At 64.3% G+C, this 13,469-nt stretch carries 15 protein-coding genes; 2 read left to right on the top strand and 13 right to left on the bottom strand.

Annotated elements, in window-relative coordinates; all coding sequences use genetic code 11:
• Positions 1-10: 10 nt before the first annotated feature.
• A complete protein-coding gene (locus PCLY_RS16980; protein ID WP_061240802.1) occupies positions 11-838 on the top strand; it encodes a M90 family metallopeptidase in 828 nt (275 codons plus the stop codon).
• A gap of 78 nt (positions 839-916) precedes the next feature.
• Positions 917-1,444 carry an inorganic diphosphatase gene (gene ppa, locus PCLY_RS16975; protein ID WP_061240801.1) on the top strand — a complete coding sequence of 176 codons (528 nt, stop codon included), beginning with the start codon at positions 917-919 and terminating at the stop codon, positions 1,442-1,444.
• A gap of 182 nt (positions 1,445-1,626) precedes the next feature.
• Here the strand turns inward: ppa and PCLY_RS16970 are convergent, their stop codons facing one another.
• The 13 genes from PCLY_RS16970 to catC form a co-directional block, all read right to left on the bottom strand.
• Positions 1,627-2,517, bottom strand: coding sequence for a DMT family transporter (locus tag PCLY_RS16970; RefSeq protein ID WP_061240800.1), 891 nt, complete (start codon positions 2,515-2,517; stop codon positions 1,627-1,629).
• A 242-nt stretch (positions 2,518-2,759) separates the two neighbouring features.
• Positions 2,760-3,155 carry a 4-carboxymuconolactone decarboxylase gene (pcaC, locus tag PCLY_RS16965; protein WP_061240799.1) on the bottom strand — a complete coding sequence of 132 codons (396 nt, stop codon included), beginning with the start codon at positions 3,153-3,155 and terminating at the stop codon, positions 2,760-2,762.
• A gap of 93 nt (positions 3,156-3,248) precedes the next feature.
• Positions 3,249-4,037 (bottom strand): 3-oxoadipate enol-lactonase, encoded by a 789-nt coding sequence (gene pcaD / locus PCLY_RS16960; protein WP_061240798.1) that lies wholly within the window; start codon positions 4,035-4,037, stop codon positions 3,249-3,251.
• A gap of 9 nt (positions 4,038-4,046) precedes the next feature.
• A complete protein-coding gene (locus PCLY_RS16955; RefSeq protein ID WP_061240797.1) occupies positions 4,047-5,399 on the bottom strand; it encodes a 3-carboxy-cis,cis-muconate cycloisomerase in 1,353 nt (450 codons plus the stop codon).
• A 143-nt stretch (positions 5,400-5,542) separates the two neighbouring features.
• Positions 5,543-6,748: a 3-oxoadipyl-CoA thiolase gene (gene pcaF, locus PCLY_RS16950; RefSeq protein WP_061240796.1), complete on the bottom strand. Its 1,206-nt coding sequence runs from the start codon at positions 6,746-6,748 to the stop codon at positions 5,543-5,545.
• The gene (locus PCLY_RS16945) at positions 6,745-7,527 is read right to left on the bottom strand and encodes a CoA-transferase subunit beta (RefSeq protein WP_061240795.1); all 783 of its coding nucleotides are present in this window, start codon (positions 7,525-7,527) and stop codon (positions 6,745-6,747) included. Before PCLY_RS16945 ends, pcaF begins: the two co-directional genes overlap by 4 nt.
• Entirely contained in the window at positions 7,527-8,378 is an 852-nt protein-coding gene (locus tag PCLY_RS16940) for a CoA transferase subunit A (protein ID WP_061240794.1), read from the bottom strand. The genes PCLY_RS16945 and PCLY_RS16940 overlap by 1 nt, the downstream gene beginning before the upstream one ends.
• A gap of 113 nt (positions 8,379-8,491) precedes the next feature.
• Positions 8,492-9,337 carry an IclR family transcriptional regulator gene (locus PCLY_RS16935; RefSeq protein WP_061240793.1) on the bottom strand — a complete coding sequence of 282 codons (846 nt, stop codon included), beginning with the start codon at positions 9,335-9,337 and terminating at the stop codon, positions 8,492-8,494.
• A gap of 183 nt (positions 9,338-9,520) precedes the next feature.
• Positions 9,521-10,129 (bottom strand): protocatechuate 3,4-dioxygenase subunit alpha, encoded by a 609-nt coding sequence (gene pcaG / locus PCLY_RS16930; protein ID WP_061240792.1) that lies wholly within the window; start codon positions 10,127-10,129, stop codon positions 9,521-9,523.
• A 154-nt stretch (positions 10,130-10,283) separates the two neighbouring features.
• A complete protein-coding gene (gene pcaH / locus PCLY_RS16925; protein WP_061240791.1) occupies positions 10,284-11,003 on the bottom strand; it encodes a protocatechuate 3,4-dioxygenase subunit beta in 720 nt (239 codons plus the stop codon).
• 127 nt (positions 11,004-11,130) lie between these two features.
• The gene (gene pcaQ, locus PCLY_RS16920; RefSeq protein ID WP_061240790.1) at positions 11,131-12,063 is read right to left on the bottom strand and encodes a pca operon transcription factor PcaQ; all 933 of its coding nucleotides are present in this window, start codon (positions 12,061-12,063) and stop codon (positions 11,131-11,133) included.
• Positions 12,064-12,207: 144 nt separating this feature from the next.
• On the bottom strand, positions 12,208-13,137 hold the full coding sequence (gene catA, locus PCLY_RS16915) for a catechol 1,2-dioxygenase (RefSeq protein WP_061240789.1): 930 nt from the start codon (positions 13,135-13,137) through the stop codon (positions 12,208-12,210).
• A 40-nt stretch (positions 13,138-13,177) separates the two neighbouring features.
• Entirely contained in the window at positions 13,178-13,468 is a 291-nt protein-coding gene (catC, locus tag PCLY_RS16910; protein ID WP_037000634.1) for a muconolactone Delta-isomerase, read from the bottom strand.
• Position 13,469: the final 1 nt, after the last annotated feature.

The following is a 13,469-nucleotide window of genomic DNA, read 5'->3' as shown; positions in this document are numbered from 1 at the left end:
GCCCGCATGCATGTGGTCACTCAAGGCCTGGCGCCGTCGTCGCACCCTCGAACACAACCCTGTCGCGCCCACCGAATGGAGCGAAGTACGTCGGCGCCTGCCGATTCTCGATGGCCTCGATGAGCATGAAGAGCAAAAACTGCGCGAGCGTGCCGTGCTGTTCCTGCATGACAAGCACCTGACCGCGCTGTCCGGCCTGCAACTCGACCCGGTCCAACGCCTGCTGCTGGCTGTACAGGCGCAACTCCCCCTGCTACATCTGGGCGAGCTGGACTGGTATCAGGGCTTTCACGAGATCATCCTCTACCCTGATGACTTCCTCAGCCCACAGCGCCACCGCGATGCCAGCGGTATCGAACACGAATGGGACGACGCCCGCAGCGGCGAAGCCTGGCAGCACGGCCCGGTGATCCTTGCCTGGCCGGGTGTCGAGTCCAGCGGCGGCTGGGAGGGCTACAACCTGGTAATCCACGAACTGGCGCACAAGCTGGACATGCTCGACGGCAGCGCCAATGGTCTGCCACCGCTGCATCGCGACATGCGTGTGCAGGACTGGGCAACGGCCATGCAAAGCGCCTATGACGCGCTGAACGCCGAACTGGACGCCAACCCGAATGCCGAAACCGCCATCGACCCGTACGCCGCCGAAGACCCGGCGGAGTTCTTCGCGGTCACCAGCGAATACTTCTTCACCGCACCGGATCTGCTCGCGGCAGCCTTTCCCGATGTCTACCGCCAGCTGTCGCTGTTCTATCGCCAGGACACCCTGGCCAGGCTGCTGCGTCTGCAGGCACAACACCCCGACTACCAGACGGTCGAAAACACGACCAATGGCTGAGTCGGCTGGCGTAGTAACGCCATGCGAATACGCCTATAATGCGCCCCACTTTTTTGGCCCTCCCTGGGAGTTCCCCCCATGAGCTACAGCAAGATCCCGGCTGGTAAAGACCTGCCGAACGACATCTACGTTGCCATCGAAATCCCGGCCAACCACGCGCCGATCAAATACGAAATCGACCACGATACCGATTGCCTGATGGTCGATCGTTTCATGGCCACGCCGATGTTCTACCCGGCCAACTACGGTTTCATCCCGCACACCCTGGCTGACGACGGCGACCCCCTCGACGTGCTGGTCGTGACCCCTTACCCGGTTGCTCCGGGTTCGGTGATCCGCGCGCGTCCGGTCGGCGTACTGCACATGAGCGACGAAGCTGGCGGCGACGCCAAGCTGGTCGCGGTTCCGCACGACAAACTGACCGTTCTCTACAAAGACGTTCAGGAATACACCGACCTGCCCGCGCTGCTGATCGAGCAGATCAAGCACTTCTTCGAGAACTACAAGGATCTCGAGAAGGGCAAGTGGGTCAAGGTAGAAGGCTGGGGCGGCGCTGAAGATGCCCGCAGCCTGATCAACAAGGCAGTCGCGGCTTACCAAAAATAAGCCCTGACCTCCTCCGAAAAGCCGGCCACAAGCCGGCTTTTTTATTGCCTGCGCCCCGGCCAAGTCTGGTCTCGCCTCAGGCGGCCCGCCCCCAGGCTGATGTGCAAGGACGGCGGCTGAGCGAACTCATGAGCGGGCGCACCCTGCGCGGTGGTGGCGCAAAGTGCGCGAATGCAGCTGACTCAGGCTTTTTTGCGTGAGTGGCGGCGGCTCTGCCAGGCTGCCGCGAGACCACTGAGGCAGATGATCAGAATGCCGATCAGCACGGTGGCATCCGGCGTATGCCCGAACACCAGCAGACCGAGCAGGCCGGCGAAGATGATCTGTACGTACCCGAACGGCGCCAGCAAGGCGGGGGCCGCGTAGCGAAAGGCGTGGGTCAGCAACAGGTGCGCGGCCATGCCACAGCCGCCCAGAGCCAGCATCATCAGCCCGTGGGTGACGCTGGGCACATGCCAGAAGAACGGCACCAGCAGGCTCATCACCAGCGTATTGACCAGGCCAGCGAAGAAGTTGCTGGTGGTCGCACTGTCCACTTCACTGAGGCGCCGGGTCAGAATCTGGTAGAAGCTGAAACACAGGGCGGCGCAGAGCGGCAAAAGCACCGCCGGGGTGAACAGGTTGCCCCCCGGATGCACGATGATCAGCACACCGACGAAGCCGATGATCACCGCCGCCCACTGCCCCCGGCTGACGCGTTCGCCGAGCAGTGGCACCGAAAGCGCCGTGACCAGCAAGGGCGCGAGAAAGATCACCGAGGTTGCCTCGGCCAACGGTATGAACATCAAGCCGGTGGTGAACAACAGGCTGACGCCGAGCAGGCACAGCGCCCGTAGCACCTGCAGGCCAGGCCGTTTGGTGCGCAACACTCGCAAACCCGATTGCGGCAGGAAGATGCCGGCCATCAGCAGCGTGTGCACCAGATAGCGCGCCCAGACGATGAGGATGATCGGATAGAAGCCCGACAGGTACTTGGACATGGCATCGTGACTGGCGAACATGAAGGTCGCCATTACCATCAGACCAATCCCCTTGAGCGGGTGACTGGTGCCGGACAATGGAATGATGCTCATGGAATACCTGAAGGATGTGCCTTGAAAGATAGCAAGGTAAGCAACTATACAGGCGTGGAGTACCGACGCCTATCGCCGACCGGCGCACGCTGACCAATCAGTCAGGCCGTGGCTCAAGATAACTGAGCGCGCTCGGCATGCGGCGTAAGGTTTGAGCCGAAGCCGTGTAACTTGCCCATCTTGCCAGGTAAAAAGCGCCACCCGGATGCGTGGTCCGGGCAGCGCTGCGGTGCTCGCGCGGATCAGTCCTGCAGCGACTCCACGCCCAGCTCATCCCACAGCGCCTCGGCAAGGTGGAAAGTGGCGTTGGCCGCCGGGATGCCGCAATAAATGGCGCTCTGCATGATCACTTCCTTGATCTCTTCGCGGCTCACTCCGTTGTTCTTCGCTGCGCGCAGGTGCAGCTTCAGCTCACCTTCGCGGTTCATGCCAATCAGCATGGCGATGGTCACCAAGCTGCGGGTATGGCGCGGCAGGCCCGGACGGGTCCAGATATCGCCCCAGGCATGACGGGTGATCATCTCCTGGAACTCTTCGTTGAATGGCGTCAGGTTCTGCAGGCTGCGGTCGACGTGGGCGTCACCCAACACCGCGCGACGCACCTGCATGCCGGCTTCGTAGCGTTGTTTCTCGTCCATCGATCAATCCTCGAATTGGATCTGCAGGAGCGGCTGGGCGGCATTGCGTTTTAGCCGCAAAGTCGCATCACGGCTGAAGCCGCTCCTACCAGATCAGGCCGTCAGAAAAGCCAGTACCCGCTGGCTGAACTCGTCACCGGCCTGCACATTGGACAGGTGCGCGGCATGGAACTCCACCAGCTCGGCGCCAGCGATGCGTTCTTGCATGAAGCGTCCATTTTCGGTGGTGGTGACCGGGTCGCCACTGCCGCAGACGATCAGCGTCGGCGCGCTGATGCTGCCGAGTTGTTCGCGACAGTCGGCATCGCGCACCGCCGCGCAGTTGGCGGCATAGCCTTCGGGCGAGGTCTGCGCCAGCATGCCGACGATGGGCTCGACCTTGCCCGGATTGGCCTCGGCGAAGTCGGCGGTGAACCAGCGCGAGATCGACGCATCGCGCAGATCGCGCATGGCCTGCGCGCCACCGGCCAGTACGGTTTCGATGCGTGGGTTCCAGACTTCCGGCGTGCCGATCTTGGCGGCGGTGTTGCACAGCACCAGGCGCTCGATACGCTCAGGCGCGTTGATGCCCAGCCACTGACCGATCAGCCCGCCCATGGACAGGCCACAGAAATGCGCCTTGGCGATGCCCAGCGCATCGAGCAGGGCCAGCACGTCGCGGCCATTCTGCTCGATGCTGTAAGGGCCCGCGCTGACCAGCGAAGCGCCGTGGCCACGGGTGTCGTAACGCAGCACCTGGAAGTGCTGGGTGAAAGCTGCAATCTGCGCATCCCACATATGCAGATCGGTGCCCAGGGAGTTGGACAGCACCAGCACCGGCGCACCAGCCGGGCCTTCAAGCAGGTAGTTCAGATCGCCATCGGCGAGACGTACGGCAGGCATGGACAGCTCCTAGCGCGAAAGTTGGTTGTGTTCGGCAACGGCCCGCTCGACCCAGCGGCGAGCCTGGCCCAGGTAATGCGCCGCATCGAGCAGACGATCCAGCTCGGCGGCAGAAAGTTGGCCAATGACTTCGGCATTGGCGCCGAGCACGGTGCGCAGATGAGCGCCCTCACGCACGGCCTGTTTGCAGCATTGTTCGATCAGGTGGTGAGCGGCGTCGCGGCCAATCTTCTGCGCCAGGGCGATGCTCACCGCCTCGGCCAGCACCAGCCCCTGAGTCAGTTCCAGGTTGGCGCGCATGCGTGCGCCATCCACCTCCAGGCCCGGCACCACCAGCAGCGCCTGCTGCAGCGCGCCGGAGACCAGACAGCACAGCTCTGGCAGGCATTCCCACTCGGCATGCCACAGGCCGAGGCTGCGCTCGTGTTCCTGCGGCATGGCGCTCAGCATGGTCGCCACCAGGCCCGGCGCACGGGTGGCGGCGCCGATCAGCACCGCGGCGCTGACCGGGTTGCGCTTGTGCGGCATGGTCGAAGAACCACCTTTGCCCGGTGCTGACGGCTCGAAGACTTCGCCGGCCTCGGTCTGCATCAGCAGGCTCAGATCGCGCCCCAGCTTGCCCAGGCTGCCGGCGATCATTCCCAGCAGGCTGGCGAATTCCACCAGACGATCACGCTGGGTGTGCCAGGGCTGCTCGGGCAATTTCAGATCCAGCTCCTGGGCCAGCGCTGCGCTGACGGCCCAGCCGTCTTCACCGAGCGCCGCCAGGCTGCCAGAGGCACCGCCGAACTGCAGGCACAGCAGACGCGGCTTGAGTTCTTTTAGGCGTTGACGATGACGGGTGACCGCGCCGAGTACGCCTGCGAGCTTCATGCCGAGGGTGACCGGCGTGGCCTGCTGCAGCCAGGTGCGCCCGGCCAGCGGTGTATCGATATGACGCTCAGCCTGCGCCGCCAGGGCATCGCCCAGCGTCGCCAGATCGCTTTCCAGCAGGCCGATGGCAGCGCGCAGTTGCAGCACCAAGCCGCTGTCCATGGCGTCCTGGCTGGTGGCGCCAAGGTGTACGTAGCGCTCGGCCTCAGGTGAGCTGGCGGCGATGAGCTTGCCCAATGCCTTGACCAACGGGATGGCGGAATTGCCCGCCGTGGCGATGGCCTGAGCCAGCGCCGGGTAATCGTAGAGTTCGGCCTTGCAGGCGGCCTCGATGGGCGCCACGGCCTCGATGGGGATCAGCCCCACGCGCGCCTCGGCCCGCGCCAGGGCGGCCTCGAAGTCGAGCATGCCCTGCACCCGACCGGCATCGCAGAAGATCGCGCGCATGGCCGGCGCAGTGAAGTAGGCATCGAAAAGTTGGTTGCTCACGCGCGCAACGCTCCTGGGAAAAATGTACGGCTAGTGTGGCATCAACCTGCGGGGCCGCGCACGGAGGGCGTCTGTGGGAGGGGCTTTAGCCGCGACGGATTAAAAGCGTCGCCGCTGAAGCGCCTCCCACAGGGCTCAGAACCTCACACCCGCTCGATGGCCAGTGCCAGGCCCTGCCCCACCCCCACGCACATGGTCGCCAGGCCCAGCTTGCCGCCGGCCTTCTCCAGGTGGTGCACGGCGGTCAGCACCAAGCGATTGCCGCTCATACCCAGCGGATGGCCGAGGGCGATGGCGCCGCCGTTCGGGTTGACCTTGGGGCTGTCGTCCGGCAAGCCGAGATCGCGGGTTACAGCTAGGCCTTGAGCGGCGAAGGCTTCGTTCAGCTCGATCACGTCGAACTGCTCGATGCTCAGGTTCAGCCGCGCCAGCAGCTTGCGCACCGCCGGCACCGGGCCGACGCCCATGATGCGTGGCGCGACGCCGCCGCTGGCCATACCCAGCACCTTGGCGCGCGGCTTGAGGCCGTACTTCTGCACCGCCTCAGCGGAGGCCAGGATCATCGCCGAGGCGCCGTCATTGAGGCCCGAGGCGTTGCCGGCAGTGACGGTCTTGCCTTCGCCGTTGACCGGTTTGAGCTTGGCCAGGCCTTCGGCGCTGGTGTCGGCACGCGGGTGCTCGTCACGATCGACGACGATCTCGCCCTTCTTGCTCTTGATCACCACCGGGACGATTTCCTCGGCGTAGTAACCGCACTCCTGAGCTGCAGCCGCACGCTGCTGGCTGCGCAGGCCGAAGGCGTCCTGATCGGCGCGGCTGACGCCGTAGTCCTCGGCAACGTTGTCACCGGTGACCGGCATCGGGTCGACGCCGTACTGCGCTTTCATCAGCGGGTTAACGAAGCGCCAGCCCAGGGTGGTGTCTTCCAGCTTCTGGCCACGGCCAAAGGCGCTGTCAGCCTTGCCCATCACGTAAGGCGCGCGGGTCATGGACTCGACGCCGGCAGCGATGGCCAGCTCCATCTCACCCGAGGCGATGGCACGGAAGGCGGCGCCCACCGCCTCCATGCCCGAGGCGCACAGGCGATTGAGGGTCACACCCGGCACCGTTTCCGGCAGGCCGGCGAGCAGCAGCGCCATGCGCGCCACGTTGCGGTTGTCCTCGCCGGACTGGTTGGCGCAGCCCATGAACACTTCGTCCACGGCGCTCCAGTCGACCTGCGGGTTACGCTCGATCAGCGCCTTGAGCGGAATCGCCGCCAGGTCATCGGCGCGTACCGCCGACAGCGCGCCATTGAGGCGGCCAATCGGCGTGCGGATGGCGTCGCAGATGAATACCTCGCGGCTCATTCTTCACCTCCGGCCTGACCGTGGGCCTTGGCGGTGCGGGCCTCCAGGTCACGCAGAGCGGCCAGTTCGGCGGCGGTTGGCGCCTCGGTGGTGGTCACGCTGTCGGCGAAGCGAATCTGCCAGCCGGTGTTCTCGATCACCTGCTCACGGGTTACGCCCGGATGCAGCGAGGTAACGATGAACTCGTTGGTGCCGGCTTCCGGCTCCATGATGCACAGGTCGGTAATGATCGCCACCGGGCCTTCGCCCGGCAGACCGAGCTGCTTGCGGTGATCCCCGCCCTCGCCATGGCCGACCGAGGTGATGAAGGCCAGCTTGTCGACGAAGGTGCGATGGCCCTGCTTGAGGATGATCAGCACCTTCTTCGCTGAGCCTGCGATTTCCGGCGCGCCACCGGCACCCGGCAGGCGCACTTTCGGGTTGTGATAGTCACCGATCACGGTGGTGTTGATGTTGCCGTACTTGTCGACCTGGGCGGCGCCGAGGAAGCCGACGTCGATGCGCCCGCCCTGCAGCCAGTAGCGGAAGATCTCGCCGGTCGGCACCACGGTGTCGGCGGTTTCGGCCAGTTCGCCGTCACCGATGGACAACGGCAACACGCTCGGCTTGGCGCCAATCGGGCCGGATTCATAAATCAGCACCACTTCCGGGGCGTGGGTCAGGCGCGCCAGGTTGGCGGCCTTGGATGGCAGGCCGATGCCGACGAAGCAGACGCTGCCATTGCCGAGGCGACGGGCAGCGGCCACGGTCATCATTTCATTGGTGTTGAACTCGCTCATCACTTGGCCTCCCCATTCACTTTCGCCTGGTACTGCGCAAAATCCTCGGTGCCACGGATGTATTCGTCGATCCAGGCGGTGAAGGTTTCACGGTCACGGGCAATCGGGTCCCAATCCTGATAGAAGCGGTTGTCGCGCTCGTAGTAGCCATGGGCGTAGGACGGATGGGCGCCGCCAGGCACCACGCACACCGCGCTGATGGCCCAGGTCGGCAGCACGCAGGCATTCATCGGCGCCTGCAGGTCGTCGACGATTTCTTCGACCGTGACGATGCAGCGCTTGGCCGCCAGGGCGGCTTCCTTCTGCACACCGAGGATGCCCTGGATCAGCACGTTGCCCTTGCGGTCGGCCTTCTGCGCGTGGATCACGGTGACGTCCGGGCGCACGCTGGGGATGGCCGCCAGCTTCTCGCCGGTGAATGGGCAGTCGATGAACCTGATGTCCGGGTTGACCTTGACCAGATCGGAACCCTGGTAGCCGCGCAACACGGCGAACGGCAGGTTGGAGGCACCGGCGACGTAAGCGTTGGCCATGGCCGCGTGGCTGTGCTCGCTGATCTCCAGCTTGTGCGGCCAGTGCTTCTCGACCGCATCGCGCAGGCGGTGCAGCGAACCAACGCCGGGGTTGCCGCCCCAGGAGAAAGTCAGCTTGCGCGCGCAACCGGCACCGATCAGCAGGTCGTAGACCAGATCCGGAGTCATGCGCACCAGGTGCAGGTCTTTCTTGCCCTGGCGGATCAGCTCATGAGCGGCGGCAGTGGGAATCAGGTGAGTGAAGCCTTCGAGGGCGATGCAATCGCCGTCGTGAACATGGCGCGAAATGGCTTCGCGCAGCGTGATGATGTCGGCCATCTTGGTGTTCTCGTCAGTTTGCAGGTACCGGGTGACTGCAACCTTAGAAAACGGCCCGAACAAGAACAATCCGATAATCGCCATACCGGGCGATTATCGAACGACTTCCACCTTCAGGCTGGACGGAACAACTGGCCACTCAACTCGCGACTGGCACTGAGCATCAGCGGCAGGAAGCGCTTTTCCAGTTCGGCGGTGGGCACGCGACTGGCGTGGGTACTGATGTTCATCGCCGCCAGCACATGGCCGGCCGAGTCGTACACCGGCACCGCCAGCGAACGCAGGCCCTGCTCCAGCTCCTGGTCGACGATGCACCAGCCCTGCTGGCGTACGCGCTGCAGGCACTCCCACAGTGCGTCGGGAGTGTGCAAGGTACGACTGGTCTTGGCCTGCAGCTCGGCGTGGGCCAGGTAATCCTGGAGCTGGTCATCGTCCAGTGCGGCGAGGAGGATGCGGCCCATGGACGTGCAGTACGCAGGCAGTCGGCTGCCGACGCTCAGGTCCACCGAGATCAGTCGCTGCGGAATCGCCGAACGGGCGATGTAGAGCACCTGTTCACCTTCCAACGTGGCCAGGTTGCAGGCCTCGTGCAGCTGTTCGCTGAGACGGTCGAGAAACGGCTGCGCAGACACCGCCAGCGGCGTCGAAGACAGGTAGGCGTGGCCCAGGGTCAGCACCTTGGGCAACAGCGAGTAAGTGCGCCCGTCGGTGGTCACGTAGCCCAGCTTCATCAGGCTGTAGAGGCAGCGGCGCACGGCAGCGCGCGGTATCTCGGTGCGGTGGCTGATCTGCGCGATGGTCAGGTGACGCTTGCGCTCCTGGAAGGCGTTGATCACCGCCAGGCCACGAGCCAGGGAGGTCATGAAGTTGGGGTCGCCAGCGAACTCCTCGATACGCTTGGCCGGTGACACGTAGGGCGGCGGGGCAAGACTGGTAAGCGGCGGACGGGTTTCGTTCATGGGGCCTCCGAGACTGGGCTGACAGCACCTGGCGATTATCGAACCATCGTGCGGTTATCGTAAATAGCCACAGAAAACGGCTGTCCAGTGAGGCTGGAACCACGGCGCTGTTGATCCGTAAGCGGGGCATCAGCGCGCCGCAGGCCGGGCGCTTCGATGAAGCGCCCGGCCTGCGTGCACCACTCAGAAGTCAAAGAAGACCGTCTCGGCGTCCCCCTGAATGTGGATATCGAAACGGTAGGCCGGCTTGCCGTCCACTTCGCAGCGCCTGGCGATCAGGGTCTCGCGGCGCTGTGGCTGCTCGATCAGGCTGAGTACCGGATCCTTGGCATTGGCCTCGGCTTCATCCTCGAAATACAGGCGCGTGTTGAGGTGAATGTTGATGCCACGGGCGAACAGCGCGACGTTGATATGCGGCGCCATCGGCACGCCGGCAGCGTTTTTCACTACACCCGGCTTGACGGTGTAAGCGAACCACTCGCTACCGGCATCGAAGGTGGTGGCGGTGCGGCCAAAGCCATTGAAGGGTTTGGACTGGTCGTAATCCTCGTCGTACTGGCCCTGATGGTCGGCCTGCCACAGTTCGAGGAAGGCATCGCGCACCAGGTGGCCGTTGCCGTCATAGACGTGGCCGAGCAGCACGATGTGTTCGCCCGGCGCCTCGGTCTTGGCCATCTGATTCCAGATTTCCTGCTCGCGGGTCGGGTTGCCGGCCGCAGCCAGGGCCAGGCCGATATGCACGTAGGGGCCGGCGGTTTGCGAAGGGGTTTCCGGCAGCAATTCAACAGGCATGGTCATCCTCCTATGAGCCTGCTCAGGATCTAGCGAGCTAGAACCAGACAAGGCAAAAAGGGCTGAGGAAGCGCAGTTTACGAGTAGTAAATGAGCATTCCGAAGCCGTTTTTAACGCCGTCTGGCCGACGCGCAGCAGATCCTGGGCGGCTCATTAACGGTTCTCGAAATGGGTCTGGCGCTGCCCACGCAGCACGATATCGAAGCGATAGGCCAGGCAATCCATCGGATTGGCCGCGCTCATGTCGAGCTTGGCGATCAGCGTCTGCACGGCGTCCGGGTTGGCGATGGACTTGACGATCGGGCACAACGGGATCAGCGGATCACCCTCGAAGTACAGCTGGGTGATCAGACGCGCGGAGATCGACGGGCCACTGATGGAGAAGTGGATATGCGCCGGGCGCCAGTCGTTGGGGTTGTTGCGCCACGGATAGGGGCCGGGCTTGATGGTGCGGAAGATGTAGCGCCCTTCGCTGTCGGTCAGCGCACGGCCGACGCCACCGAAGTTGGGGTCCAGCGGCGCCAGGTAGCGGTCGTTTTTGTGCCGGTAGCGGCCACCGGCGTTGGCCTGCCACATTTCCACCAGGGTATGCGGGATCGGCTTGCCGTACTGGTCCATGACCCGACCGGAGACGAGGATGCGCTCGCCGATGGGCAGGCCACCGTTGTTGAAGTTGAGCAGCAGGTCGTTGTCGTGCTCGGCGAACTGCAGGTGCGAGAAGTCAGGGCCGCTGGTCTCGGAAATCGACTGCGGGATACTCACCAACGCCTGGCGCGGCGAGCGGGCGATGGAGGTCTTGTAGTCGGGGGTGAAGGCTTTCGGATGCCAGTTGCGGTCGCGAATGGCAAAGCGACGGTTGTCCTCGGCAGGCATGCTGCACTCCTGTTGTGGGTATTGTGGAGTCGTGCGAGGGCCATGTTGCCCCGGCAGGTTGGCGCAGTCTCGGCCAATGCAGTGCAGCTGAAAATTGAAAAGACGCCGTCAATTCATAACCAAATGGTTATGGAAAATGCCCATCGCGATAGGCCTGCGCCACCTCGCGCAGCACATCGCAGCAGCGCTCCCCCGCCAGCGACAGGCCCAGCACACTGTTACGGCAGATCCCCACCGAGCCGCCCGGCTCGCGTACCGGCAGCTGCAGCTCGGCCAGCTCGCCACGGCGCACATCCAGGCATACCGAGTCCTGCGGGGCGACCCACAGCGCGTCGCTACACAGCACGTAACGCCGACTCAAGGCCGGCGAGAGGGTTTCCAGCCGCTGGCGCGAAGGTGTCACCCCGCACTGCACGAACAGGCTGTCGGCATGTTTACGGATGGTGGTGCCGGTCGTCGGCAATACCAATGGGTAATCGCCCAGCCGTCTCAGCGCATCCTCACCGGCGGCCAGCAACGGATGCCCCGGGCGCACCACCAGAGTCATCGACTCGCTGTACAGGTGCTCGAAGGTCAGGCCCTGGATGTCCGGGCTGTCGGTCATGCGGCCGATCACCAGATCCAGCTCACCGACGCGCAACTGACCCAGCAGGTAGGCACCGGGCCCGGTGGCCACGCTGACCACCAGCGCCGCATGACGCTGATGCAGACGCCCGACCACTTCGGGCATCAGCAGGCTCTCGACGGTAGACAGCACACCGACCCGCACCTGCCCGGCCTCGTGCTCGCCATCGCGCAGGCTGCTGACGCCATCACGCAGCGCCTGCACGCAAGGCCCGGCATAGCGCATGAACGCCACCCCGGCAGCGGTCAGGCTCACCCCGCTCTTGCCGCGCTCGAACAGGCTGGCCTGGAGAATCTCCTCCAGCTCCTTGAGCGTCTTGGAAATCGCCGGCTGGCTGACCGCCATCGCATCGGCCGCCCTGGCGAAACTGCGCTGGCGGGCGATTTCCAGAAAACACAGCAAGTGGCGGAATTTGATTCGGGTGTCGATGTTCATCGGGAGCACCAAAGGCGGAGGCCAGTGATGATGCCGCAAAGCCTGCCCGGCTCCCAGCCCGATTCCACAAGCGCCCTGCGACGCGCGAAAACATAAAAAAAGCCGGCCCTGAAGCCGGCTATAAAGGGGTGGTTGGCACCCGGTTTATTGCAGAGCGCGCGGACGAGCGTTGCGCTGCTCGGCGTCAGGTGCAGGAGCACTCTGCAGCTGGAAGTCGAATTTCACTTCGGCGAAGCGATTGCCCTGGAAACCGTGGTCACGCGCGGCGGTTTCGTTCTCGACGAAGGCGATGTCACCGATCAGGCCATCGCGGGTGGCGTAGGCGAAGTCGTCCCACAGGTACTCGTCGCCGGCCAGGTTGATCTGCGTGGTCAGGTGACGATAGCCAGGCGCGGAGATGAAGAAGTGGATGTGTGCCGGGCGGTTGCCGTGGCGACCGAGCAGGTTGAGCACTTCCTGGGTGGTGCCATCAGGCGGGCAGCCGTAGCCGGACGGCACGATGCTGCGCGCGCGGTAGCGGCCATCGGCGTCGGTGACGATGCGGCGGCGCAGGTTGAACTCGCTCTGGCGCGAATCGAAGTAGGAGTAGGTGCCCTTGGTGTTGGCGTGCCACAGGTCAACCACGGCACCGGCGACCGGCTTGCCGTCGACATCGAGCACCTGGCCGTGCAGATACATCGGTGTGCCCGGATCGGTACCGTCGTCCATCCGCGCCTCGCCTTCGCTCAGCGGCGCGCCGGCCACGTACAGCGGGCCTTCGATGGTGCGCGGGGTGCCGCCGAGCAGGCCGGCCGCTTCGTCCTGCGCATCGAGCAGCAGGTCGAGATAGTGCTCCAGGCCCAGACCAGCCACCAGCAGGCCGGCTTCACTGCGCGCGCCCATGCGGTTGAGGTAGTCGACCGCCTTCCAGAACTCCTCGGTGGTGACTTCCATATCCTCGATGAGGCGGATGCTGTCCAGCAGGATGCGGTTGACCAGCGCCTTCATGCGCGGGCTGCCCTGGTCGTTGTCGAGGCCGCTGACCTCCTTGAAGAACTTCTGCACGCTTTCGGTGTGCGACAGTTTGATGCTCATGATTATGTCCTCATCTTGTTTTTATCGACTGGAAGATTGATCAGCGATCGTCCTGGTGGATCGAAGACGGGTGGCGGCACAGGCCGTTCACCTCGATCTCCATGTAAGGGAACAGCGGCAACTGCATGAGGGTGTCGTGCAGTTCCTCGACACTGGCCAGGTCGAAGACGCTGTAGTTGGCGTAGTGCCCGGCGATGCGCCACAGGTGGCGCCACTTGCCCTCGCGCTGCAGGCGCTGGGCCAGTTCTTTCTCGTCGGCCTTGAGCTTGGCCGCCTGGGCGGGGTCCATGTCGACCGGCAACTTCACGGTCATCTTCACGTGGAACAGCATG

Origin of the sequence: Ectopseudomonas composti (assembly GCF_001567565.1) — a bacterium.
Lineage (GTDB): Bacteria > Pseudomonadota > Gammaproteobacteria > Pseudomonadales > Pseudomonadaceae > Aquipseudomonas > Aquipseudomonas composti_A.
Note: the sequence above shows the minus strand (reverse complement) of the source record. Positions and strands in the feature narration are given on the sequence as shown.

What these genes read in the sequence shown, in the direction of transcription:
- PCLY_RS16980 (WP_061240802.1), top strand. Translation starts at nt 11, where the DNA reads ATGTGGTCACTCAAGGCCTGGCGCCGTCGTCGCACCCTCGAACACAAC.
- ppa (WP_061240801.1), top strand. Translation starts at nt 917, where the DNA reads ATGAGCTACAGCAAGATCCCGGCTGGTAAAGACCTGCCGAACGACATC.
- PCLY_RS16970 (WP_061240800.1), bottom strand. Translation starts at nt 2,517, where the DNA reads ATGAGCATCATTCCATTGTCCGGCACCAGTCACCCGCTCAAGGGGATT.
- pcaC (WP_061240799.1), bottom strand. Translation starts at nt 3,155, where the DNA reads ATGGACGAGAAACAACGCTACGAAGCCGGCATGCAGGTGCGTCGCGCG.
- pcaD (WP_061240798.1), bottom strand. Translation starts at nt 4,037, where the DNA reads ATGCCTGCCGTACGTCTCGCCGATGGCGATCTGAACTACCTGCTTGAA.
- pcaF (WP_061240796.1), bottom strand. Translation starts at nt 6,748, where the DNA reads ATGAGCCGCGAGGTATTCATCTGCGACGCCATCCGCACGCCGATTGGC.
- PCLY_RS16945 (WP_061240795.1), bottom strand. Translation starts at nt 7,527, where the DNA reads ATGAGCGAGTTCAACACCAATGAAATGATGACCGTGGCCGCTGCCCGT.
- PCLY_RS16940 (WP_061240794.1), bottom strand. Translation starts at nt 8,378, where the DNA reads ATGGCCGACATCATCACGCTGCGCGAAGCCATTTCGCGCCATGTTCAC.
- PCLY_RS16935 (WP_061240793.1), bottom strand. Translation starts at nt 9,337, where the DNA reads ATGAACGAAACCCGTCCGCCGCTTACCAGTCTTGCCCCGCCGCCCTAC.
- pcaG (WP_061240792.1), bottom strand. Translation starts at nt 10,129, where the DNA reads ATGCCTGTTGAATTGCTGCCGGAAACCCCTTCGCAAACCGCCGGCCCC.
- pcaH (WP_061240791.1), bottom strand. Translation starts at nt 11,003, where the DNA reads ATGCCTGCCGAGGACAACCGTCGCTTTGCCATTCGCGACCGCAACTGG.
- pcaQ (WP_061240790.1), bottom strand. Translation starts at nt 12,063, where the DNA reads ATGAACATCGACACCCGAATCAAATTCCGCCACTTGCTGTGTTTTCTG.
- catA (WP_061240789.1), bottom strand. Translation starts at nt 13,137, where the DNA reads ATGAGCATCAAACTGTCGCACACCGAAAGCGTGCAGAAGTTCTTCAAG.
- catC (WP_037000634.1), bottom strand. Translation starts at nt 13,468, where the DNA reads ATGCTGTTCCACGTGAAGATGACCGTGAAGTTGCCGGTCGACATGGAC.